This is a genomic window from Bacteroidota bacterium (genome assembly GCA_016715945.1).
Taxonomy (GTDB): Bacteria; Bacteroidota; Bacteroidia; order Bacteroidales; family F082; genus JALNZU01.
Genome location: JADJXJ010000001.1, coordinates 856,607 through 879,323, shown reverse-complemented (window position 1 = coordinate 879,323; position 22,717 = coordinate 856,607). Strand labels below are relative to the sequence as shown.

The window sequence follows — 22,717 nt, the reverse complement described above, 5'->3', positions numbered from 1 at the left end:
AAATGTAAAACTAATAAATGTTGATTTACTTCAATTTTAATTCTACATTTGTAAAGTTAAGTTTGTAGCAATGGACGACATCAAAGACCGCATTGTGCATCTGATGAAGACCAAAAACATCAATGCGACGCAACTGGCCGAGACCCTGGGAATACAGCGGTCGGGCATTTCGCATATACTTTCGGGGCGCAACAAACCGGGAACTGAGTTTATCATTAGAATCAAGGAATCGTTTCCTGAGTTTAGCCTCGACTGGTTGTTGCTGGGCAAAGGTCCGGCCACCCTTTCACCGGAGGTGGCAGCTGGTGCAAATCCTTCACAGCCTAAGTTGCCTCGTGTGCAGGGCACGTTGTTTGATTTTTCTGAACCTGAACAGCAAAAGGCTCCTGATCCACCTAAAAATGTAAGCTCCCAACCTGAAGTTCAGGCTGCCTCTCAGCCTGCTCCCCAGGCTGCTCATGAGGTAAAGGCCGGGGATGTGCTGAATGAGCCGGCCAAAAAAGAAAATCCCCCTCGTCAGGAGGGGGATGAACCAAAAGTTGTAAAACTTATTCTAGTTTACAGCGACCACACGTTTCGTGTGCTGGAGCCAAAGGCTTAAAACCTGTCGAAGCCGCTGAAGAAGAAATCACTTTCGATGATGGCGTTTTCATCCGAGTCGGAACCATGCACAGCGTTGGCTTCGATTGATTTGCCAAACAGTTTGCGGATGGAGCCTTCGTGGGCATTTTCGGGATTGGTGGCTCCGATAAAGTCGCGATAGGCCTGCACTGCATTTTCTTTTTCAAGGATGGCAGCCACAATGGGGCCTGAGCTCATGGAAGCAACAAGGCTCGCAAAAAACGGACGCTCCTTGTGGATAGCGTAAAATGTTTCAGCCTGTTCCTTGCTCAGGCGGGTCATGCGCAAAGCCTTGATGCGGAATCCGCCTTCGGCAATTTTTGCCAGAATCGCACCGGTGTGCCCGTCGGCTACTGCTCCGGGCTTGATCATTGTAAATGTGATGTTTCCTGCCATAATCAGGGTTGATGTTTTTGATTGAATGAATGTTGTGATTTTGCGCTGCAAAAATAGGCATTTCGATGCGTAATTTTTCGATCGTGCCCAACTATCTGGCCTGTTACCCGTCTGTGCCGGCCAATTCGCTATTTTTGCAACACATTGTCAAAGCATGACGCAACTCAATCCACTTACTTCGCTGGCTTCCATTTTCAGGTCATCATCCACTTTTGCGATTGTCACCCACAGCAATCCCGACGGGGATACCATCGGTTCAGCGCTTGCCCTTGCCGAGGTGCTGAATGCCATGGGTAATCAGGCTAAGGTTTTGATTCCCAATACCTATCCAGGCTTTCTTGCATGGATGCCAGGTATCGGCCATACCATCATTTTTGAAAAACAGGCGCAATTGGCAAAACAGATAATCCAGCAATCGCGCTATATTGTTTCTGTTGACCACAACGCCCTTTCGCGTGCAGGCAATCTTGCCGACGACATCCGGAAATCGGCGGCCATCCGGATCATGATTGACCATCATATTGATCCTGAGCATGATAACTTCGACCTGATTTATTGGGATACCAGAGTTTCGAGCACAGCTGAGCTGGTGTATCGTTTGCTCACCGAGCTGGAATTGTCCCACATGATCACCAGATCGGTGGCCGAAAACCTTTACGTAGGCATCATGACCGATACTGGCTCGTTCAAATACAGCATCGGGAACCCGGAGACTTTCAGGGCAGCCGCCTCGTTAATCAGTCTGGGCATTGATGGTGAGCGTATCAATCGTTTGATTTACGACACTTTCTCCGAAGACCGCCTCAGGTTGTTCGGATTTGCCCTCCTGGAGCGCATGCAAGTACTGAAGCAGTACAAAACAGCCATTATATCGCTGAGCCTCAGCGATCTGAAGAATTTTAACTACCAGATCGGCGACACCGAGGGCCTATCGAATTATCCCCTGAGCATGCAGCACATCAATCTGGCTGTACTTATCACCGAGCGAAAAGACCAGATCAGGCTGTCGTTCAGGTCGAAAGGCAGTTTTCCGGCCAACGAGCTGGCGCGTTTGCATTTCGATGGGGGAGGGCACCCCAATGCCGCCGGCGGCAGCTCGAAAAGCACTTTGAGCGAAACCATTGACAAGCTGCTATCTGTTTTGCCGCAATATGCTGAGCTACTTTCCTATGAATATCAATAAGTTAGGCTCGCACCTGCGCTTCATGGTGTGGGTTGTTTTGGCTTTGTTCGCATTTTCCTGTGGTGGTCCTGCTGCGGAGCATCAGGACGATGAACCCGCCACCAAAGAAGCTGACCTGAAAGAATCGCTGATCAAGGCAAACCGGTATCTGATCCGCTCGGAGGAAGAGGACATTGACGATTTTTTGCGTAGGTATGGCTGGAAGATGCAGAAAACAGGCACAGGCCTCCGCTATTCCATCGAAACTCCAGGCAAGGGCGACAAAGCGCGTTACGGGCAGCTGGTTACGCTTAAGTATAAGGTGATGTTGCTCACGGGCGATGTAATCTACGATTCGGAACAGCTGGGTTTGAAACAGTTTGTTGTCGGCAGGGGAGGCGTTGAAACCGGACTTGAGGAAGGTATTGTGATGCTGCGAAAAGGCGACAAGGCCAAATTTATTCTACCTTCGCACCTTGCTTTCGGATTGCTGGGCGATTCTGAAAAGATCCCTCCCCGCACACCTATCGTTTATTTGATCGAAGTAGTTGATATTCAATAGTCTTATGAGAATTTATCTGTTTCTTCTGGGATTGATAGTCTTTTCAGTTCCGGCCTGCGGACAATCGGTGCCTCAAGGTTTTGAAAAAGCCCCCAGCGGCCTGATTTATAAGTTTCACAAAAAGACCCCCGGATTGCCACCTGCGCGCGTAGGCGACATCGTAACCGCCAACATGCGTTACTACATTGATGATTCGCTGCTTTTCGACAGCCAGTTTCTCGGACGCGAGCTCAAGTTTCCGTTGATGCAGCCGGCTTTCAAAGGCGATTTTTACGAGGGTTTGCTGATGATGTCGGCAGGCGATTCAGCCAGCTTTATTTGCCGTGCCGATTCCACGTTCAAGCTGATGTTCATGGTGCGCGAAATGCCCCCGTTCGTCAAGCCGAATTCTGTGGTCAGGTTCGACATTGGCATGTTGCGTTTTCAGTCGCAGGAGGCCTACGAACGCGAACAACAGGAGGCCATGCAGGCCATGATTGATGCCAGCAACGAAGCATTAGAGGAATTCATTGCTGCTCAGGGAATTACTGCCAAACCTACAGAAAGCGGTTTGTATTACGTGGAAATACAAAAGGGAAGCGGTCCGGCTCCCATAAAAGGACAGGCCGTGAAAGTACACTACAAGGGGACATTGCTCGACGGTACAAAATTCGACAGCTCATACGACCGCGGTCAGCCCTTCGAATTTATCCTTGGCATGGGCCAGGTGATTAAGGGCTGGGACGAAGGCATAGCCATGATGCGAGTAGGCGGCAAAGCAAAGCTGATTCTACCTCAGCATCTGGCCTACGGCGCCCGGCAGGCAGGTGCGATCCCTCCATTCAGTGCGCTTGTTTTTGACGTAGAACTCATTGAAATCGTTAAATAATTTATGACAATCAAAACCACAATCCGATCCGTCGTAGTGCTGCTGGCCCTCCTGCTCGCAGTCGGCGCATGTACCAAAAGCAAGTATCCCGGCTTCAGGAAAGCCGAAAACGGGGTGTACATCAAATGGCACACCAAAGGCTCAGGCGAGGTTAAGCCACAATTGGACGATCTGGTCACCCTGTCCATGGTCTATCGTCTCGAAGACAGCATCCTCTTCGATAGCCGCACCATGCCACAGCCCTTGACTTTCCCTGTTGTAGCGCCCACCTTCGAAGGCGATATTTACGCTGCGCTTACCCTGCTCAGGGTGGGCGACTCTGTGACTGTTGTCTTTCCAGCCGACTCATTTTTCATGGTGATGGCACGCATGCCCGAGCTTCCTGAATTTGTCAAGCCCGGCCAGCCCATTTACTTCGATATGAAGCTCCTCGAGCTCAAAAGTGCAGAAGAAGCACGGGCCGAAGAGCGGGCAATGCTGCTCGAAATGAAAGAAAAAGAACAAAAACAACTTAAGGAATATCTTGAAGCCAACAACATTTCCACCCAGCCTCTGGCTTCGGGACTGTACTACATCGAGAAAAGAAAAGGAAGCGGAAAGGCCCCAAAGCCGGGCGATGTGATGCAGGTGCACTTTTCCATTTCGACCATCGACGGCCTCCCCTTGTACTCCACCGAAGGCAATCGCCCTATGGATATCGAGTTCGGCGAGCCTTTCGACACCAAAGGCTTCGACGAAGCCCTGACTTACCTCAGCAAGGGCACCAAAGCCAGCCTCATCGTGCCCTCGCACCTGGCTTTCGACAGCACTGGCCGTCAGGGACTTATTCCACCCTACACCACACTGCTTTACGAAGTGGAGCTCGTAGATTTTAAAACCCGGGAACAGGTTGAAAAAGAGCAGGAAGCTGAACGCAAACGCGCTGAAGCGGCCAATGAAAAGGCCAGAAAAGAAGAAAAAGAGAAACTTGCCAACTATCTGAGAACTAATAACATCACAGTTGCTCCCAAGGCCTCCGGACTCTATTTTATCGAAACCGAGAAAGGCACCGGAAAAGCCGTCGAAAGCGGTAAGAAAGTCCGAGTGCATTACACTTTGTACAACCTGAGTGGCAAGATGATCCAGTCGTCGAAAGACTCAGGTCAGCCATTCGAATTTACTGTGGGACAGGGCCAGGTAATCAAAGGCTGGGACGAAGCCCTCACCTATATGCGCGAAGGCGGTAAAGCCCGGCTGATCCTGCCCTCCGATATTGCTTACGGTGGCACCGATCGCGGTCCGGATATCCCCGCCTTCAGTACCCTGGTTTTTGATGTGGAAGTGCTGGAAGTGCTTGATAACCAATAAAAAAAATAACTTGCATCAAAAAAGCTGACCTTACGGGTCAGCTTTTTTTTTCGGTATGCCTGCATTGTCAGCAAAGCACATAATATTCCGCCCGTGTTGAGGTTTGTTAGATTGAAAAGTCCGGTTTGCCTAACTTCGGTGCAGAGGTCTATCTTTGTGTAATAAAAGTTTTCCTTCATGAGGTCGTTTATCATTGCCGGCGTACTGATCATATGGTATGTGATGCAGCTGATGCTTCAGGAAAAAGCCCTGCGACATGTGGATGGCGATGGCAGTGGATATTATGCCTACCTGACCGCAGTTCTGATTCACCGCACCACCGATCTTACCCCGGTGCTCGAGGCCGAGAAAAAGCGCCACAGCCTCGATTACATGGCACACTATTTTCATAAGGCTGACCAGAAGCTCATTAACAAGTTTTATATGGGAACCGCATTGATGATGCTTCCTTTTTTCCTGGCGGCATGGGTGTTTTCATGGATATCGGGTATGCCACTAGATGGCTATAATATTGTTTTTCAATATGGTGTGTCGCTTGCAGCAGCATTCTGGCTGGCTATTGGTTTGCTTGCCACACGTCGCCTGCTTTCCCTTTTTGGTTTGCCAACAAAAGCCATACTGCCCAGTCTGGCCATACTCGTGTTCGGCACAAATCTATTTCACTACACATTCCTGCAACCTTCTCATTCTCACGTCTATTCCTTTGCAGCCATCGCATCGTTCCTCACCTATACCCGTTTGTATTTCCTGCATCAGCAAAGCCGGCATTTTGTGCTGGCCTCGGTTTTTTTCGGACTGGTATTGTTGATCCGTCCTTCGAACGGCCTGATCCTGTTTGCGTCGGCCGTTGTGGCCGGCAGCGCCGACAATCTGCTGAGTGGCATCCGATACGCACTCAGCCATGTGCGAATGCTGCTCAGGGGAATTGCCATAACCCTGCTAATCATTGGTTTACAAATAATTTATAATTATCCCCTGACAGGGAGAATTTTTCTCTGGACATACCAGAACGAGGGATTTAATTTTTTGCAGCCTGCATTCTTTCAGTTCTTGTTCAGCTTCCGCAAAGGCTTTTTCGTTTATACCCCATTGATGTTGCTCAGCCTCGCGGGTATCGTCGTCGTTTGGAAACAAAACCGCTGGATGGCCGGCAGTTTTATATTGTTTTTCCTGCTCCTGGTGTATATTCTCTCTTCCTGGTGGAACTGGTTTTATGGCGACAGCTTTGGAATGCGTGCAATGGTCGATTTTTATTCCTTGCTTGCCATACCAATGGCCATGCTTGTAGCAAGCCTGCAGGAGCGTCGGATATTGTCGCTGCTGATTTTTCCGGTCATTGCTGTCCTGGTAGTGCTCAATCTTTTCCAGACATGGCAATACAAAGCCGGCATCATTCATCCCGATTCCATGAATGCACAAAAATACCGTCATGTGTTTCTGAAATGGGGCGAGGAATACCGCAATGTGCTTGGGGCCATGGCCGAACCTTTGTTCGGGAACAATCTGGGCGGGCTGATTGCCTCCTATACCAATTCGATGGAGCACAGCCGGAATCCATGGACATTCAACGGCATTCAACCCTCGGATAATGCTTTTTCGGGTAGCCATGTGGCCCAGATGAATCAATCGAACATTTACAGCCCAACACTGGTGTTGCAAAAAGACGATATTCTTCCAACAGAGTCTGACATTTACGTGAAGGCATCTGTTCAATACCTTGAGCAGGAACCCAATGCAGCCCTGGATGCCCTTTTGGTGTATGCAGTTGCAGATTCAAGTCAGCAGGTGGTATTTTATAAAACATTCAGAATCAAAGAAATGCCGGATAGCATCACGGAAACATGGAGGACATTTGAGACCGGTTTCAGGGTGCCCGCATGGGACGGGAAAGCTGCTGAAATTAAAGTATATATCTGGAACAAAGAGCGAAAACAATTTCAGCTCGACGATTTTCACATAAACTTTTACAACATAAACGAAAAATGACAGACGACAGGTTCTACCGGTTTAACAATAATCTGGTTGAGGGAGAGGATTATTACATGGAGAACGGTTTCAGGGTGATGAAGGCATCCTACCTGAAGCGCAGGGGCTATTGTTGTGGCAACGGATGCCGCCATTGTCCCTACTTTCCGCGTCACATCAAAGGCAATACGCGGCTGGCAGAATAGCAGGGTCGGAGATTGTGAAAATTGGCCTGATTTACTTATCTTTACATCAGAAAAACAAGCAGAGTGGCATGAATGCATCAAAAACTCAGTTTAGCGATTGGTTCTCCCAGACCCCGGTACCTGCGGCACTTGCCCGTGCCGATGGCAGCATCCAATCTTTCAACAAGGCTTTTGGTGACTATTTTGCCCATAGTTTGTCAAGTACCGACAATCCCAATCTCTTATTTCTGGCTGAGCCCGTAAGCGCCGAAAGCCTCGGCGATTTGCTCAGAACAAACGGACAAGGCAATGGAAGCTCCCTGACCCTTAAAATTCGGGGCAGGAAAAACCATTATTTTCGACTCTATCCTGGTAATGATGAAAGCAATTCCACATATCTGATTGTGGTTGAGTTGCTTAAAGATGAAGACCCTGAAAAGCTTCGCCTTGCCCTCGAGGAGGCTCAGGAAGGCAGCAGGATGAAGACGGCATTTCTTGCCAATATGAGCCACGAGATCCGTACGCCCCTCAATACCATCATAGGGTTTTCGGAGCTCATACTCGAAGAGGAGATGAAAAACCGGGAAATGCTCGACCTGGTGGAAATGATCAAATCTTCCGGTAAATCGTTGTTGCAACTCATTGAGGATATTATTGACATCTCACGCATAGAGGCCGGACAGATAAGGATCAGCAAAGCTGATGTCAGGATTGAATCTGTCTTCAGGGAGCTGCTGCAGATGTTTGATAATGAAATTTATAAAAGAGGAAAAGCTTCAAAACTAGAGCTCAGAATTGGCCGTTGTCAGCCATCAGATGCCTGTGTGCATACCGATCCGTACCGGTTCAGGCAAATTATGATTAACCTGCTGAGCAATGCCATAAAGTTTACTGAATCGGGAATTATTGAATTTGGTTACCTTCCTGCCGATTCTGCCCTGATGCAGTTTTATGTAAAAGATACCGGAATAGGTATTGATCCTGCCGCTGCCGCCAAAGTTTTTCAGAGATTTGGCCAGATCGGCCATCCCGGTGTACAGAACAGGCAAGGGGTGGGGCTGGGCATGTCGATCACACGTCAGCTTGTGGAGCTGATGGGTGGGCAAATCTGGTTCGACTCCCAACCCGGAAAAGGCACAACCTTCTACTTCACCCTGCCTGCCTGTAATCCGCAGAAGATACAAACAGCCCAGTCGTTTGCCCTCGACTTGTTTGAATGGAGCAATGAGATTTTCCTGGTAGTGGACGATGTGGAGTACAACTATCTGTTTCTCAGGTCGGTATTGAAAAACACCGGCGCACTCCTGCTTTGGGCTAAAAACGGAGAAGAAGCTGTGAGGTATTGCAGAAGCAATCCCGACATCAGCCTGGTGCTGATGGACATGCAGCTACCCAAGCTTGATGGCTTCGAAGCTACCAGACAAATCAAAGAAATCAATCCAAATTTGCCCGTGATTGCCCAGACTGCGTTTGCCGACGACGACAGCCGTCGCAAAGCCATGGAATCGGGATGCGACGATTTTCTAGCGAAACCCATCAACAAACAGGAACTGTTCACGGTAATCAGCCAGCACCTCAGGAAGTAAACACCTGAATCACATATAGTTATGAGCAAAAAGGCCAGGGAGGTTCTAACCCGTTACTGGGGATACTCAACTTTCAGGCCCATGCAGGAGGAGATCATCGACGCGGTCCTGTTCGGGCAGGATACCCTGGCGTTGTTGCCCACAGGAGGAGGCAAGTCGATTTGTTTTCAGGTGCCTGCCATGGTCAAGGATGGGCTGTGCCTGGTAGTTACACCCCTCATCGCCTTGATGAAAGATCAGGTGGAACAACTCAAACGTCGTGGAATTCAGGCTGCAGCCATCTATTCGGGCATGCATCAGGCAGAGGTGGACCGCATCTACAACAATGCTGCCTTTGGTCAGCTTAAATTTCTGTATATCAGTCCGGAACGTTTGCAAACCAGGCGATTCACAGAATCAATTTCCAGCTTGAAGGTCAATCTGATTGCTGTGGACGAGTCGCATTGCATTTCGCAATGGGGCTACGATTTCAGGCCACCCTATCTGAAGATTGCCGATATCAGGCCCTACGTGCCCGATGCCCCGGTGCTTGCGCTCACGGCGACGGCCACCCCCGAAGTGGTGGAAGACATCATGGACAAGCTCAAATTCAGGGGAAGGCAGGTCTTTCAAACAAGTTATGAGCGTAAGAACCTGGTTTACAATGTGGCTTACAATCCGGACAAGATGACGGCCATGCTTCGCCTGTTTCAGCAGATGACGCAGGGAAGTGGGGTGGTTTATGTGCGTAACCGCAGGCGCACCCGCGAGATGGCCGAATACCTCAACCACAATGGCATCAGCGCCACATTTTATCATGCCGGTCTCGATGCCCGGGAGCGCGACAAACGGCAGCAGCTCTGGATGCGGGGTCAAACCAAAGTGATGGTGGCCACCAATGCCTTTGGCATGGGCATTGACAAGCCTGATGTGCGACTGGTCGTACACATGGATCTTCCGGACACCCTCGAGGCCTACTTCCAGGAGGCAGGCAGGGCAGGGCGCGACGGCAATGAAAGCGCTGCCTGGATGCTGCTCTCCGACGAAGATATCCGTAACCTCAAAAAGAATTTCGAAGCCGCTTATCCCGATCTGAAAACCATCAGGCTGATTTACCAGGCCCTGGGCAATTACCTTAAAATACCTGTCGGGGGAGGCAATGATATAGCCTATGATTTTGATCTCCAGCAGTTTTCATCAACCTATAACCAGTCGCCCCTGGTCGTTTTCTCAACCCTTCAACTGCTCGAAAAAGAAGGGCTGGTGATGCTCACAGACGGCTTGCGCTCAAGCAGCAAAGTGCTCATCACCGCCGGCAGAGACGATTTGTATCGTTTTCAGGTGGAACAGCCTGCCTATGATCCGCTCATCAAGACGATGCTGAGAAATTATCCCGGCATCATGACAGATTTTGTGAATTTTCAGGAGGAAGACCTGAGCCGCAAATGCAAACTTCCTGTGGATCAATTGGTCAGGTTGCTGAGAAATCTCGAAAAATTTGGTTTGATTGCTTACCAGGCACGCTCATCAAATCCGCAACTGGTGTGGCTGAGCGAGCGCATCGAGGCTTCACAGCTTAGTTTGTCCCCCGAAAATTATGAGATGCGCAAGCAGGCTGCAGCCCGCAGGTTGCAAGCTGTGCTGGATTTTGTAAACAATCACGCGCACTGCAGGAGCCGCCAGCTGCTCAGCTATTTTGGCGAGAAAAATGATAAACGATGCGGCAAATGCGATGTTTGTCTGCGCAGAAACGACCTGCAAATCAGCGACTTCGAATTTCAGCAGATCTCCGGTGCCCTGATTGGGATGCTCAGGTCGCGCCCTTATCCGATTTATGAACTGCTGGCAGCATTTCGCGGCAAACCGGAAGAAAAATCATCAAGGTGGTCAGGTATCTGCTTGAAATTGGCACCCTGACCAAGGATAAAAACGATTTTATCCGGCTCAGGGTTCAGCAATCAATAATCTGATATACAAGCGCTTACCCGGGCTGATGTTGTGGCCTCAGCAGGTCGTTCACCGTTTTGACCGGGTTAAAGGTGATCAGTGGAGTTTCCACAAAAATGGTTATCCAGTCCGACATGGCCCCGTTCCACAAGCCGGGCAGTTCGAGCGCTTTCAGTGCGCGCCCGTCCTTCGATTTTGTCGAAATGAATCCGGTGTTGTGATCTACATAGTTTGTGAGGTCGAATTTTTCGCCTCTGAAGCTGTACACACCGCACACCAGGTCCACAGGATTGAAATGTGTTGAGGCTTTAACGATTGCCAGTTGTTCGGGGTCGTGCAGGTCAATCTGGGAAGATTCCACAATCTGAAGCGATTTTATACCATCCGGCGAAATCACCCAGAACGGACCGCCGCCTGGTTCGCCCTCGTTCTTTACCATGCCGCAGATGCGCATCGGGCGGTTGAGCTGTGTAAAAAGGTAGTCCACCTTTTCCATGAAGTCGTAAGCTTCGAAAGCCTCTGTGAGGTTGATCATCAGTTCATTACGGGCAAAGTCTGCAATCTTGTTCAGCTCTGCCTCGTTCAGGTTGCCGCTGTCGAGCAGGTCGAGGTACTCAAAAGTCTGTTCCTGCAATTGTATCAGCATGGCGCCTATGGCTTTCTTGTACTGGTAGGTGGTCTCTCTGAGCCTGTCGGGGACAATGTTGTCAATGTTTTTAATGAAGATGATTTCTTCTTTCAGGTCGTTGAGGTTTTCGATGAGTGCGCCATGTCCGCCCGGCCTGAAAAGGAGGGTGCCGTCATCGTTGCGGAAAGGTTCGTTGTTCAGATCAACGGCAATGGTATCGGTCGATGGTTTCTGTTCGGAGAAGGTGATGAGGTATTTCACGCCAAGTCTGGCTTCGTAGGCTGGCTTCAGTTCGCTGAGCAATTCGATAAACCTGGCTTTGTGCTCGGGCGAGATGGTAAAATGTATTTTAGCCACTTTGTCCTGACCTTCGGCATACACCGCAGCTTCCACGAGGTGTTCTTCGAGTGCAAGCCGGCTGCCTTCGGGGTACCAGTGAAACTTGAGCAATGCTTTGGGCAGTGCGCCATAGTCCAGGCCACGTTCGGTGATGAGGTAGTTCACAATTCTGTCGAGTTTACCCTCTTCAAAAAGTTTGTCGATATCCTCGCCCGCTGAAGCAATCACGGCTTTCAGGTCGTCGTAGAAGGCAAACTTCCTGATATTTTTCAGAAAATACCCCACACTGTTGAAGTCAGTCTGCTTCATCACCTCCCCGATTTCTTCGGGTTTACCCTGAAATGTCTGCGAAAACTCGAACAGATGTTTGAACATCCGGCTGGCAGCACCCGAGGCAGGAACAAACTTGATGATGTCGTAGTCATATTTTCGCTGGTCGAATTCTTCCACCAGGCGGTGGAGTTCTTCGTCTTCAATGCGCCGGATGCCGTTGCCGATGGTAGCAGGCGCAACGAGGCGCATGTAGGGGAATCCGCTCCTGAAGTAGCCCAACTGACGTTCAATCTGCTCCTGGTCAATGCCTTTGAGGCGAATCTGGTCAAGGTCTTTTGGATGAAGTTGCATGGCAGACAAGTGTTTTTGATGCTCAAATGTACGAAAGCATGTGTGCTTCTGAAATGGGATTAAGGATTTTTTTTGATTGTTGTTGCGACATCCCGAAAATGGTATTAAATTTGCACCATCAATGCCCAGGTGGTGGAATTGGTAGACACACCAGCTTGAGGGGCTGGCGCCAGCAATGGTGTGCAAGTTCGAATCTTGTCCTGGGCACCAAACCGTTCTTCTCAGCTTGCCCAAGTGGCGGAATTGGTAGACGCGCTACATTCAGGGTGTAGTGAGCGCACGCTCGTGAAGGTTCGAGTCCTTTCTTGGGCACAGCATCCCGGTCATTGGCCGGGATTTTTTTGTCTCACCCCTTTGCCTGCATTGGCATCAGAATACCCGTCTTTTCCTTATCTTTATTCCCTGAATGTAAAACCTCATGCCGGTGAATGGCATGATAAATTTATTGATAATGAAACTATTATTGATTAGTAATTCCACAAATCCGGGTGAGGCTTACCTGGGATGGCCCAGGCCGTTTATTGCCGATTTTCTGAAGAAGTATGAAATCGGCAAGGTGCTTTTTATTCCTTACGCAGGGGTTGGTCTCTCCACACAGAGTCTGAAAAAATCCTATGATGTGTATGAGGAGCGTGTAGCGGGTGTGTTTGCAGAGTTCGGATGCGAGGTGGAATCGGTGCACCATCATCACGATGCAGCTGCAGCGGTATCAAATGCCGCCTGTGTGGTTGTTGGCGGAGGCAACACTTTTCACCTTGTGGCCGAGATGCATAAGCACAAACTCATGGATCCCATCCGGAAGCGTGTGCTCGATGGCATGCCTTTCATGGGGTGGAGCGCCGGAGCCAATGTGGCTTGTCCTACCCTGCGCACAACCAACGATATGCCCATCATTCAGCCGGAAAGCTTTAACTGCCTGAATCTGGTGCCATTTCAAATCAACCCGCACTACCTCGATGCGCATCCAGCAGGGCATGGAGGCGAAACCCGCCAGCAGCGCATCGAAGAGTTTCTGGTAATCAACCGGAATGTAAAAGTGGTGGGGCTGCGTGAGGCCAGCCTACTCGAAGTTCAAGGCCTTGAGATGAAGCTACTGGGCCACAAACCCATGCGTTTGTTCCAGTTCGGACTCGAACCCGAAGAATTTGAAGTGGGAAGCGACCTGAGCTTTTTGCTTCACGCTTAAGCCGCCTGGTTTTTCAGGAAATAAAAGGGCTGTTGGGCTTGCCGGTGTGCACCCAGGCCTTTTTTTTATGGTATGAATGGTGCCGACAGGCTCACAGGAGGCCAAACCGTTGGGCAACAGACCGGAGTTTTTCCTCAATTTCGTGGGGCTTGTAAGGCTTGGCAAGAAAATCGTCCATGCCTGCATCGGCGCAGTTCTTCCGGTCTTGTTCCAGCGCAAATGCTGTGACAGCAATGATGGGAATGTGCCGTCCCTTACCTTCCAGCGCTTCGATCTGCCTGATTGCTATGGTTGCTTCAATGCCATTCATCTCAGGCATCTGAATGTCCATCAGAATGAGGTCGTATTTGTTTTGCTTGAACATTTCCAGCCCAACCCTGCCGTTTTCTGCTACATCAACCTTGCAGCCCAGCTTATGTAATACGGCAACCGCAAATTTTTGATTAAGTTGGTTATCCTCAACCAGTAAGATTTTAAAGGGTAGTGAGCCTGCAGTCATTTTTGGATGATGTAGCTAAGGGTATTGTTCTTGCACGTTTTCTGGGGTAAAGGTAAAACTTTTACAAGTTTTGTTAAAAATTTAATTTTGAATGTTGAGCAACTCAAGCAGGTCTTTTCGTGAGATAGGTTTCGAAAGATATCCCAGAAAGCCGGCTTCCAGCAGGCGCTCACGGTCGCCCTCCATGGCATAGGCGGTTTGCGCGATAAAAACGCTGTCTTTGTACTGCGGAAAGTTGCTGATGATGTGTTCTCTGAGTTTTATACCATCCCATGGGGCAGGCAGGTTGATGTCCATCATAATCAGGTCGAAGACCTCAGCATGCTGAAGCTTTTCGCTTATTGTTTTCAGCGCCTGGTCGCCATCACCAGCCACTACCACTGGCATGTAATTTTCGAGAATTTTACTCAGGATGATCCTGCTTGAAGCATCATCTTCAACAACCAGTGCCCGGCTGAATTTTTTCTGCGACAGGCCATCTTTTTCAGGCTTTTTCTCCTGTGATGTATTTTGAGATGTTAGCGCAAACCTCAGGATGACGGTTGTGCCAACAGATTTTTCGGATTTTATTTCCAGGCTTCCTCCCATGCGCTCCACCAGCTTTTGCGTGAGGGGCAAACCCAGCCCAATACCCTGATATTGACGGGTATAGCCCAGGCTATCCTGCCTGAATGGGTCGAAGATATGTTTCAGATAGGCGGGGTCGATTCCGTTTCCGGTATCCTGAATGCGCACTTCCACCTTATTTTGTTCGGGTATGCGTTTTGCACTGATTTTGATAAAGCCTTTCTCAGTATATTTTAACGCATTATCTATCAGCTCATTAAATATTCTCGGCAAAGTGTTTGGGTCAGCCAGAATGGTGCAATCCTCCAGGTCGGTGAAAAGTTTGAGGCCTTTTTCGCTGGCCTTGAGTTTATAAGTATTGAGCACCTGATCGAGGCTTTGCCTGAGGCCGCAAGGTTCCTGACGGATCTCGAAATCGTTGGCTTCGAGGCGGCTGATGTCAATGATGTTGTTGAGGATGTGCAGCAGGCGTTCGCCACTGCGTTCGATCGACTGGGCGTAGTCGTACAGTTCGGGCAGATCGTTGAGTGCAAATTCGTTTTGCAGGAGTACCGAGAAACCAAGGATGCCGTTGAGCGGGGTTCTGATCTCATGACTCATGTTGGCCAGGAACGCATTTTTAAGATAGTTGGCCTTTTCGGCCTCCTGCAGTGCCTTTTGCAATTCCTGGTCAATCTGTTTCCGCGTCTCCAGCTCGTTTCTAATGGCTTCGATGCGTTCGGCTACCTTTTCTTCAATCTTTTCATCTGTCCGACTTTCGAGGTCTTCAAGCCGGGCGATTTCTTCCTGCTTGCTCCCGATTGACCGGCGGAGGTCGCCCGACTGATCGACAAACTGCCTGTATATCCTGTAGTTCACTATGGCCATGCCTCCACCAATGAGCAGAACGAGCAACCATCCGGCGAGGTTGATCAGCTTCGATTTTTTGCTTCTGGCAAGGTTTGTTTCCCGGCTGAGTTGCACGGCTTCTTGCATCGCCAGGCTTAGCCTTTGTCTCGCTTGCCCAATCTTTTCGAGATATGAAATCAGCGTGGTGGTCAAGGCGTTTTGATGTATCAAACCAGCGCGTGAAGCCAGCATTTGGGCAAAGATGGGAAATGCTTCGTCTTGATTTTCAGATAATTCGGAAATTGTTTTGAGTATTCTGAGCATCAATGGGTGATCAGCTGCTGCCAGACCGGATGCCAGCGCAGCATCAGCAAGCCTGATCAGGTTCACCTGGGTTCGGGTCGTTTTGTCGTTAAGGGCCAGCCCTGCCAGAAACTCCAGGTCTTTAAAACTGGCTGCACCTGCAAGCAGCTTTTCATTGAAAACCTGCAGCCTTAGCTCGAACTGCACCGGTTCGGGAAGGGTTTTCAAATACAAGCTGTCGATAGTTTTGATAAACCTTGAGGCGCGCAGGGTATCCTGTTGAATCAATGATAGCCGGATGACATTGGCCAGACCAAGGTTGGTGAGCTCGTTGTACCCGTTTTGCTCCATACGTTGTATGAATCTGATCCACAGGTTGGTAGCTTTTTCGTAATCCTCGTTGATTTCGAGGGCGGTGCTGTAGCGGAGTAGGGTGCGATAAAGACTTTGCGGAGGTGCAGACGAAGCCAGCGCACGATCGTAGGCCTCGCCGGCCAGCCGGGCTGCCTCAGGTTTGTTTGAGAAGAAAAGTTGGTATTCGGTAAGAATGGCAAGGGCAGAGTCGGCTTCCCCGGTGCCCGATGGGCTGCTTAGCGCCAACAGCGACCAGTTCAGGTTTTGAGCATGCAGTGCTTTAAGTGCAGGCTGAAAACCTGGTGCAAGCCGCACCTCGGCTGCAACAAGCAAGGAGTTGCAGATGAGCAGGGAAAGGGCAAGAACAATGCCTGTATAAACCCTTTTTTTCAGACCTGATGAATTGTTTGTTTGTTAGCCAAAAATATGATTTCGTTTTTATTTATCGCTATACTTTCTAGGTAATTCTGATCCATGTTTATGTGTTGAATATCAATACGTTCTACCAAAAAACCTGCCATTTCGAGCCGTTTGGGGTAGTCTTTGCCATAAAGGCGCACATGGTCGGCCTGTCCAAAATGCCTGGCACGATCGGTTTCGCTCATTTCCGATTCTTCTTCGATGGTGGTTTCGAGCAGGGGAGACCATGGCACCTGCAGAATGGCCATACCTCCCGGGCGGAGCACCCGATGAATCTCCGACAGGGCTTTTTGTTCTGCTTTGATATGTTCGAGCACATGGTTGGCCATCAGCAGGTCGAACGATTCGTCCGGAAAAGGCAGGGCAGTAAGGTCGAGCAATTGGATGCTTTGGTTGTAATAATAGCCTTCGTGATACTTTACACCTGCAATATAGTTGTGAGGTTTTTCGCGATATCTTCTCATAAACCAGTCGTAGAGCGCGGGTTCGGGTGCAATATGCAGCATTCGCGCATCCGGAAACGGGATATCACTTCCATGGCAAAAGAAAGTATGGAGCAATCTGTCGCGGTCGGTTGAATGGCAGCCCGGACATACCATATTTGGCCTGCGTCCGGCCCCGATCACCTGCATTTTGATCAACACCTCGTGGTGTTCCCCTCCATCAAGAAACTTGCGGTAGAACCTGTTGCAGAGGGGACAAAAAAAAGTGTTTCCGGAATAATACAATCCCTTTATCCTGAGTTTCAGCTTTCTAAGGGCATATCCGGCCGTCCTTATCCATCTCTTGCTGCCTGTTTCCATACAATAGTTCTAAGGTCAGGGCATTTGCCGGAAAGTTACGAAAAAAAGCCCGGGTCAATTCATTGACCGGCGAAGTAGGGAATGCGGATTGTTTTGCTGAGGTTGACTTGACGAAGGTTCAGAAAATAAATGCCATTGCGGAAGTCAAAGCCCGGGATCACACACTCGTTGACAGCTTCAGGGTTCACCGATTGGGTCTGCTCAAACAATACCCGGCCAAAAGCATCTGTCAGCATCAGACTCGCTTTGCCGGCAGGCAGTCCTGAAAATCTCACAATCAAATATCCTGATTGAAAAAAGTACCTGATATTCAGATTATTGAAGTTTTCCGGCAAGGAAGCGTTCACATCCTGACACTCAAATGCACCTATGTCGTAACCCTGATTGTGAGGACGCGGGCGATTGAGCAGGTCGAAGGCAACGGCATTCAGTCCGGCATTGAACCCCTTGTTGACTGCGGGTGAGGAAGGCAGCAGGTCATAATTGTCCTGAGGCAGGTTTCTGAATTTCAACGTATCAGGTCTTTGGCTGAAGATGTTGTTGCGGATGTTGAAGCCCACCGAAGAGGAGGCGTTTTGGAAATACGCATTATCGGCAAGCGTGCCAAAGTCTCCGGGGTTCGTAATTATATTGTTGAAAACCAGGTTGTTGGTAGTATTATTGTTGGAAAAACGCACGCCGGTGCTTTTGGGCGAAATGATGGTGTTGTGCATCAGGTGATACACTGCGGCAGCCCCGTCGGGTGAGTTGCCAACGAAAATGCCATGCCGCGGATAGGAGGGGTTTCCGGGAAAATAGGTCTGACCTGCTCTGACAATCAGGTTGTTGTAGATCTTTTGGGTTCCAAATCCGAAGGCATCAATGCCATCGCCTTTGCCGTCGAAGATCTGGTTGTTGTAGCAGTCGCAATTGGAACCGCCACCGATAAGGATGCCCGACATCTGGTTCGGGGTTTCCCTCTGTGAGTCGAAGCGGATGATATTGTTATAAATCTTGCAGTTGACCGGACTTGAAGCCACTTGTATGCCGTCCCATCCGGTACGTTCGACGATGTTGTTGTACACATACACCCCATGAATAAAATGAGGGAGCACGGTTGTATCGCATGCCGGCAGGTATTGTCCGGTAAATTTCGAACTTCCGATATAAAGTCCTTCATCCTCAATATCATGCAGATAGCAATTGCGAACAGTCAGGTTGTACATGGTAAATTTGTCGCGTGTGGCCGCAAAACTGCAATCCGGGTCGGTTTTGGCATAAATGCCTGCCAGGGCGGTGTTTGCAATTTCGATGTGGGCTAGTTCAACATTGGTGCTCATCTCATCCACCGAAATGCCACCTCCGTTAGCTACCCTGATGATGCGAATGCCATATGGGGCAGCAACTGTAGCTGTGGCTATAAGTTTGACGTGCCTGCAATTGGCCATCTTTATCCCATAAAAGTGGTTGGTATTGATGGTTACCGTTCCTCCGCGGTTGACGATGACGACAGGTTGATTTTGTGTGCCACTGATGTTGCGCAACAGCAGGTAATCGCGTTGCCCGCCCGTGATGCATATGGTATCACCCGGAGCCACGTTGGCACCATCAAACACATTGGTATTCAGTGCGATGGTGTGATTACAAATTTTCTGGGCCTTTACAGAAAGGTTAAATGCCGAAAAGAGAATCGTAAAAACAATAGCTACCAGGCTACGCGTCATAATGTGCTGCGTTTTGCTCTTTCCCAGTTAACCGACTGCGCACCTTTGATATAACGGCGGATGCCCATAAGTACCGCATAGTTCATCATCAGGAAGTAGTAAGGCACAAACAACACTTTGATTTTTATGGCTTTGTTTTCGAGATACCAGCCAATGAGGGCCATGAGATAAAACGCAAGCTGAAGATAGAACAGCCAGACGTAGATATTTCCGAAGTTTGTTATTCCAGCATTCAGCCACAATAAAGTATTGATAATCAGAATAAATGGCAAAGAAAGGGGCGCAATGGTCCAGCGAAGTACCCTGTGCGAGATATATTGAAAGCTCAGGATACCATATTTGAAAATGTTCAACAGGGGAGCAAGGCGGATAATGGATTGAATGCCACCTGCAGCGATGCGGATTTTCCGTTTGAGTTCTTCCTTTACGTTGGCCGAGGAGGTTTCGATGGCGTAAGCTTCCGGATCGTATTGAATGGTGAAGCCTTTCATGGCCACCCTGAGCGAGATGATGAAGTCGTCGAGCAGGGTATCTTTTTCAACTTCTTCGAATAAATTGGTGCGTATGGCAAAAAGTTCGCCTGCAGCACCCACCACCGAATACAGCTCGGCGTCCCACTTTTTCAGCTTCGACTCGTATTTCCAATAAATACCTTCTGTGCCGGCTGCGGTGTCTTTTTCTTTGTTAAAAATTCGTTTTTCTCCTGATACACAGCCCACTGAAGGATTGCTGAACAGGGCCACAATGCGTTTGACGCTTTCCTTCCCAAGCAGGGTATTGCCATCGGAGAAGATCACGATGGGTGTCTTCACATATTGCATGCCCCTGTTCATGGCACCGATTTTGCCGCCCCGCTCGGGTTTATGATAGACTTCAACGCCCTGGTCGGCGTATTTTTTTAGCATATCGGGTGTCCCGTCATCCGAACCGTCAGTTACCCATACTTGCTTGATTTTTTCACGGGGGTAGTCCAGTTCAAACGCATTTTGAACTTTTTTGTCCACAAAATCTTTCTCATTGTAGGCTGCAACGAAAAGCGTCACTTCGGGCAGGTAGGTGGGGTCGGCCTCAAAGGGTCTGGAAAACAGCCTTTTGATCTTTACCAGCACAAACAAAAGTATGCCGTAGCCCAGGTAAGCATAAAAGACCACAAACAAAAGAGCCCAGAATAAGACCTCCGCCCAAACCATATGGATATCGAATTAAGTGTCCAGCTTGCGTGCGCCGAAGTTGAGGTTGTCCACTTCGAGAAATTCGAAGCGCCCCATCTCGCTCAAAAGATTCATTAATAATCCTTTGTCCGTGTGTGCACATTCCATAACCATGGTCAGGTTTTTATGGTTGCGGATAAAATTCCGGGCACCGTTAATCACCTGATCTTCCATTCCTTCCACATCAATTTTCATCAGCACCTTGTCGTCCGGATGAATGTTTAGTTTATCAAGAATGTCATCAAATCGCCTGAGCTCGATTTCGGTATGTACAGCACGGGCGGCGAAGGTTTCGTTTTCAAAAGGCAGGGTATCCAGATGAGAGGCGCCTGTGTTCAGCGGGTCGAAATGAAATCCTGCACGACGGTTCTCGGCGCCCAGGCCAAAGTTGAATGCGCTGAAACGCTTCTCCAGATTGTTTATCATCATATTGATGTTCAGGGCCTTGAAGTTTTCGTATGCAGGCTCGAAAGCGATGACCCTCAAGCCTTTGCCGGCCATCATCACGGAATAGGTGCCCACGTTGGCGCCCACATCAATAAATACATCCTTGCCCGGTGCATGTTTATTCATGAAACACTTCACCCCCCATTCATAGGCATAATTGGCAAACTGGAAATCAAGTGTGCCTTTCCGGTGGAGAAAATAACCAAGCTTACCACGTACCAGACGTGTCCGGAGAAATGATTTTCTGATAGTTACATACAATGCTGCCGCAATGGTGGGCCTGATCTGACCGTAGCGCAGGAAATCCTTGAGGTACCTGTAGAAGGTGAGCAGTTTTTGCATAATATATTTAGGTTCAATTGGTTGGTTTTTCCCATTGGTTGGTTTGGGGATTGTACTGTTTCAAAACTCTTGCCGGATTGCCCGCCACGACGGAATAAGGCGGTACTGATTTGGTTACCACACTTCCGGCGGCCACCACCGAGTGTTTTCCAATAGTGACACCGGCTGTGATGACGCTGTTGGCGCCTATCCATACTTCGTCTTCAATAAGTATAGGCTTTGTTTCGACCGGTTGTTTGCTCGGTGGGAGGCTGAGGTCCTGATAGCCATGATTGAGTCCGGAAACAACAATATTCTGGGCAAACATGACGTCGTTGCCCACAGTTACCGGACCGATCAATACACAACCCAAACCGATGCGGGTGCGATCGCCAATAATCACATCACCAACCCCATTGTTGATGGTGGCAAAATCTTCGATGGTTGAGTTGCTTCCCAGGACAAAGTTGTTGAATGGCAGCACATCCATGCGTGTGCGCCTGCGTACCAGCGACCCTTTTTTTCTTTTGTGCTTCAAAGGATTAAGCAGGATGCGTACCCACAGGCGCGGCCTGGCCTGATTGCGTGGCATCAGCAACCAAAGGGCAAATTGCTTCAGGCGTGGATTGCTTTTTATTGTATCAACCAGTCCCATTGGCATCTATTTTGGCTGTTGCAGGGTATGGATCATCCATTTGTAGATCTCGAGCACATTGTTTTCCCAGGTGTGGCTGCGGGCAAAAGCCTCGCGTGCTGCTTCGAGCTCCGGAGTATTCTCCTTCAGTGCCCGTTCAATCAAACTGACATATTCCTCCTTATTTTCAGCAAGATAAGTATATCCCTCAAAAACTTCCATGGCCTTTGTTCGTGTGGCCACGGTGGGTTTTCCCATGGCTAAATATTCGTCAATCTTACGGGGATAATTGCCTATGGTTACTTCGTTGAGTAATTGCGGATTGATGGCCACATCGAATACATTGAGGTAGTATGGCAGCTCTTCCATCTTTTTTGCACCCAGGAAATGGATGTTTTCGATCTGATGCAGACGGCTGTTCCTGAATGTTTCGTCCTCTGGTCCCACAAGCACTATCTGCCAGTCCGGCCGTTGGGTGGCAATGTGTTCGATTACTTCGAGGTCGAGCCTCAAGGCAAACAAGGCACCAATGTAGCCTATGATTGGCCTGGAGATGTGTTTGATATCGTCCGGTATGCGGTCGATCAGTCTCTTGTCGAAGAGGCTCACGTCGCATCCCTGCCCCACATAGTAGGACCTGGGGTTAAACTTGCGGGCATGATCGGCCAGGTAAGTGGAATTGGCTACCACCAGATCGGATTTGGCCATTAGCGCTGCTTCGATACGGATGCCCTGTGTTTTCCAGTAATCCACCGCAATAAGGTTGTCGCGGGTGTAATAGATATAAAGTTCAGGTTTCAGAAGTTCTTTTAAGTAGAAACCCCTGAACATGTCGCTGTCGTTGAAAATAAAGTAGTCCTTGAAACCAAGGCGGTCGATGGCTGATTGTATTTGCCTGGAGTAGCGTCTGTTGTTGATCTTGTTCAAGAAGTCGAACAGCCGGTCGTTGGGCAACTGGCTGATGCTTTCGAGCATCGTGCGCGGGTAAAGGTTCCACATGTTTTCGGAAACCTGCACCAGATCAGGCTCTTGTCCTCGTATCACACGGATACGTTTCCGGATCAGCGGGTCTTTTCTTTCTCTGAAGCGGGTCAGCCTGTCAAGCGGATAGTTAACGTACAATACCCTGTTGTGGCGCGCAATCTCATGGGCAATATTGATGCAATTGCTGCCAATGCGGCTGTCGAGCGCCTGCAAGCCGATGATGATAAAATCGCGGTTTCTGATCATTG

General features: G+C 49.2%; 20 protein-coding genes and 2 tRNA genes. 12 read left to right on the top strand and 10 right to left on the bottom strand.

Features of this window, described 5'->3' with window-relative positions; translation table 11 throughout:
- Positions 1–70 precede the first annotated feature (70 nt).
- The gene (locus tag IPM52_03305; protein MBK9290647.1) at positions 71–601 is read left to right on the top strand and encodes a helix-turn-helix transcriptional regulator; all 531 of its coding nucleotides are present in this window, start codon (positions 71–73) and stop codon (positions 599–601) included.
- Here IPM52_03305 and ndk read toward each other — a convergent pair.
- Positions 598–1,017 (bottom strand): nucleoside-diphosphate kinase, encoded by a 420-nt coding sequence (gene ndk, locus IPM52_03300; protein MBK9290646.1) that lies wholly within the window; start codon positions 1,015–1,017, stop codon positions 598–600. The genes IPM52_03305 and ndk overlap by 4 nt on opposite strands.
- A gap of 154 nt (positions 1,018–1,171) precedes the next feature.
- Here ndk and IPM52_03295 point away from each other — a divergent pair, with 154 nt between their 5' ends.
- The 8 genes from IPM52_03295 to IPM52_03260 all read left to right on the top strand — a co-directional run bounded on the left by IPM52_03295 (position 1,172) and on the right by IPM52_03260 (position 10,588).
- The gene (locus IPM52_03295) at positions 1,172–2,200 is read left to right on the top strand and encodes a bifunctional oligoribonuclease/PAP phosphatase NrnA (protein ID MBK9290645.1); all 1,029 of its coding nucleotides are present in this window, start codon (positions 1,172–1,174) and stop codon (positions 2,198–2,200) included.
- Between the two features lie 22 nt (positions 2,201–2,222).
- On the top strand, positions 2,223–2,741 hold the full coding sequence (locus IPM52_03290) for an FKBP-type peptidyl-prolyl cis-trans isomerase (protein ID MBK9290644.1): 519 nt from the start codon (positions 2,223–2,225) through the stop codon (positions 2,739–2,741).
- A 4-nt stretch (positions 2,742–2,745) separates the two neighbouring features.
- A complete protein-coding gene (locus IPM52_03285; protein MBK9290643.1) occupies positions 2,746–3,609 on the top strand; it encodes an FKBP-type peptidyl-prolyl cis-trans isomerase in 864 nt (287 codons plus the stop codon).
- A 3-nt stretch (positions 3,610–3,612) separates the two neighbouring features.
- Positions 3,613–4,956 (top strand): FKBP-type peptidyl-prolyl cis-trans isomerase, encoded by a 1,344-nt coding sequence (locus IPM52_03280; protein ID MBK9290642.1) that lies wholly within the window; start codon positions 3,613–3,615, stop codon positions 4,954–4,956.
- Positions 4,957–5,133: 177 nt separating this feature from the next.
- Complete coding sequence (locus IPM52_03275; GenBank protein ID MBK9290641.1) at positions 5,134–6,942, top strand: hypothetical protein; 1,809 nt, start codon at positions 5,134–5,136, stop codon at positions 6,940–6,942.
- Positions 6,939–7,127, top strand: coding sequence for a hypothetical protein (locus IPM52_03270; GenBank protein ID MBK9290640.1), 189 nt, complete (start codon positions 6,939–6,941; stop codon positions 7,125–7,127). Before IPM52_03275 ends, IPM52_03270 begins: the two co-directional genes overlap by 4 nt.
- 68 nt (positions 7,128–7,195) lie before the next feature.
- On the top strand, positions 7,196–8,692 hold the full coding sequence (locus IPM52_03265; protein ID MBK9290639.1) for a response regulator: 1,497 nt from the start codon (positions 7,196–7,198) through the stop codon (positions 8,690–8,692).
- A 21-nt stretch (positions 8,693–8,713) separates the two neighbouring features.
- On the top strand, positions 8,714–10,588 hold the full coding sequence (locus tag IPM52_03260; GenBank protein MBK9290638.1) for a RecQ family ATP-dependent DNA helicase: 1,875 nt from the start codon (positions 8,714–8,716) through the stop codon (positions 10,586–10,588).
- 64 nt (positions 10,589–10,652) lie between these two features.
- Here the strand turns inward: IPM52_03260 and IPM52_03255 are convergent, their stop codons facing one another.
- A complete protein-coding gene (locus tag IPM52_03255; protein MBK9290637.1) occupies positions 10,653–12,209 on the bottom strand; it encodes a DUF4301 family protein in 1,557 nt (518 codons plus the stop codon).
- Positions 12,210–12,332: 123 nt separating this feature from the next.
- Between IPM52_03255 and IPM52_03250 the strand changes: the two genes are divergently transcribed.
- The 3 genes from IPM52_03250 (at position 12,333) to pepE (ending at position 13,395) form a co-directional block, all read left to right on the top strand.
- Positions 12,333–12,419, top strand: a tRNA-Leu gene (locus IPM52_03250).
- 18 nt (positions 12,420–12,437) lie between these two features.
- Positions 12,438–12,521, top strand: a tRNA-Leu gene (locus IPM52_03245).
- A 139-nt stretch (positions 12,522–12,660) separates the two neighbouring features.
- Positions 12,661–13,395 (top strand): dipeptidase PepE, encoded by a 735-nt coding sequence (gene pepE / locus IPM52_03240; GenBank protein MBK9290636.1) that lies wholly within the window; start codon positions 12,661–12,663, stop codon positions 13,393–13,395.
- A 91-nt stretch (positions 13,396–13,486) separates the two neighbouring features.
- Here the strand turns inward: pepE and IPM52_03235 are convergent, their stop codons facing one another.
- The 8 genes from IPM52_03235 to IPM52_03200 all read right to left on the bottom strand — a co-directional run bounded on the left by IPM52_03235 (position 13,487) and on the right by IPM52_03200 (position 22,715).
- Entirely contained in the window at positions 13,487–13,894 is a 408-nt protein-coding gene (locus IPM52_03235) for a response regulator (protein ID MBK9290635.1), read from the bottom strand.
- 81 nt (positions 13,895–13,975) lie between these two features.
- On the bottom strand, positions 13,976–16,279 hold the full coding sequence (locus IPM52_03230; GenBank protein ID MBK9290634.1) for a response regulator: 2,304 nt from the start codon (positions 16,277–16,279) through the stop codon (positions 13,976–13,978).
- Positions 16,280–16,335: 56 nt separating this feature from the next.
- Positions 16,336–17,169: a methyltransferase domain-containing protein gene (locus IPM52_03225; GenBank protein ID MBK9290633.1), complete on the bottom strand. Its 834-nt coding sequence runs from the start codon at positions 17,167–17,169 to the stop codon at positions 16,336–16,338.
- 59 nt (positions 17,170–17,228) lie between these two features.
- Positions 17,229–18,872 (bottom strand): right-handed parallel beta-helix repeat-containing protein, encoded by a 1,644-nt coding sequence (locus IPM52_03220; protein MBK9290632.1) that lies wholly within the window; start codon positions 18,870–18,872, stop codon positions 17,229–17,231.
- The gene (locus IPM52_03215; GenBank protein ID MBK9290631.1) at positions 18,869–20,062 is read right to left on the bottom strand and encodes a glycosyltransferase family 2 protein; all 1,194 of its coding nucleotides are present in this window, start codon (positions 20,060–20,062) and stop codon (positions 18,869–18,871) included. Before IPM52_03215 ends, IPM52_03220 begins: the two co-directional genes overlap by 4 nt.
- Before the next feature lie 12 nt (positions 20,063–20,074).
- Positions 20,075–20,872, bottom strand: coding sequence for an FkbM family methyltransferase (locus IPM52_03210; protein ID MBK9290630.1), 798 nt, complete (start codon positions 20,870–20,872; stop codon positions 20,075–20,077).
- Positions 20,873–20,885: 13 nt separating this feature from the next.
- Positions 20,886–21,506 carry an acyltransferase gene (locus IPM52_03205; GenBank protein MBK9290629.1) on the bottom strand — a complete coding sequence of 207 codons (621 nt, stop codon included), beginning with the start codon at positions 21,504–21,506 and terminating at the stop codon, positions 20,886–20,888.
- A 6-nt stretch (positions 21,507–21,512) separates the two neighbouring features.
- Positions 21,513–22,715, bottom strand: coding sequence for a glycosyltransferase (locus IPM52_03200; protein ID MBK9290628.1), 1,203 nt, complete (start codon positions 22,713–22,715; stop codon positions 21,513–21,515).
- Positions 22,716–22,717: the final 2 nt, after the last annotated feature.

What these genes read in the sequence shown, in the direction of transcription:
- IPM52_03205 (MBK9290629.1), bottom strand. Translation starts at nt 21,506, where the DNA reads ATGGGACTGGTTGATACAATAAAAAGCAATCCACGCCTGAAGCAATTT.
- IPM52_03255 (MBK9290637.1), bottom strand. Translation starts at nt 12,209, where the DNA reads ATGCAACTTCATCCAAAAGACCTTGACCAGATTCGCCTCAAAGGCATT.
- IPM52_03275 (MBK9290641.1), top strand. Translation starts at nt 5,134, where the DNA reads ATGAGGTCGTTTATCATTGCCGGCGTACTGATCATATGGTATGTGATG.
- IPM52_03295 (MBK9290645.1), top strand. Translation starts at nt 1,172, where the DNA reads ATGACGCAACTCAATCCACTTACTTCGCTGGCTTCCATTTTCAGGTCA.
- IPM52_03210 (MBK9290630.1), bottom strand. Translation starts at nt 20,872, where the DNA reads ATGCAAAAACTGCTCACCTTCTACAGGTACCTCAAGGATTTCCTGCGC.
- IPM52_03265 (MBK9290639.1), top strand. Translation starts at nt 7,196, where the DNA reads ATGAATGCATCAAAAACTCAGTTTAGCGATTGGTTCTCCCAGACCCCG.
- IPM52_03235 (MBK9290635.1), bottom strand. Translation starts at nt 13,894, where the DNA reads ATGACTGCAGGCTCACTACCCTTTAAAATCTTACTGGTTGAGGATAAC.
- ndk (MBK9290646.1), bottom strand. Translation starts at nt 1,017, where the DNA reads ATGGCAGGAAACATCACATTTACAATGATCAAGCCCGGAGCAGTAGCC.
- IPM52_03305 (MBK9290647.1), top strand. Translation starts at nt 71, where the DNA reads ATGGACGACATCAAAGACCGCATTGTGCATCTGATGAAGACCAAAAAC.
- pepE (MBK9290636.1), top strand. Translation starts at nt 12,661, where the DNA reads ATGAAACTATTATTGATTAGTAATTCCACAAATCCGGGTGAGGCTTAC.
- IPM52_03260 (MBK9290638.1), top strand. Translation starts at nt 8,714, where the DNA reads ATGAGCAAAAAGGCCAGGGAGGTTCTAACCCGTTACTGGGGATACTCA.
- IPM52_03285 (MBK9290643.1), top strand. Translation starts at nt 2,746, where the DNA reads ATGAGAATTTATCTGTTTCTTCTGGGATTGATAGTCTTTTCAGTTCCG.
- IPM52_03270 (MBK9290640.1), top strand. Translation starts at nt 6,939, where the DNA reads ATGACAGACGACAGGTTCTACCGGTTTAACAATAATCTGGTTGAGGGA.
- IPM52_03290 (MBK9290644.1), top strand. Translation starts at nt 2,223, where the DNA reads ATGGTGTGGGTTGTTTTGGCTTTGTTCGCATTTTCCTGTGGTGGTCCT.
- IPM52_03220 (MBK9290632.1), bottom strand. Translation starts at nt 18,872, where the DNA reads ATGACGCGTAGCCTGGTAGCTATTGTTTTTACGATTCTCTTTTCGGCA.
- IPM52_03215 (MBK9290631.1), bottom strand. Translation starts at nt 20,062, where the DNA reads ATGGTTTGGGCGGAGGTCTTATTCTGGGCTCTTTTGTTTGTGGTCTTT.
- IPM52_03225 (MBK9290633.1), bottom strand. Translation starts at nt 17,169, where the DNA reads ATGGAAACAGGCAGCAAGAGATGGATAAGGACGGCCGGATATGCCCTT.
- IPM52_03200 (MBK9290628.1), bottom strand. Translation starts at nt 22,715, where the DNA reads ATGATCAGAAACCGCGATTTTATCATCATCGGCTTGCAGGCGCTCGAC.
- IPM52_03280 (MBK9290642.1), top strand. Translation starts at nt 3,613, where the DNA reads ATGACAATCAAAACCACAATCCGATCCGTCGTAGTGCTGCTGGCCCTC.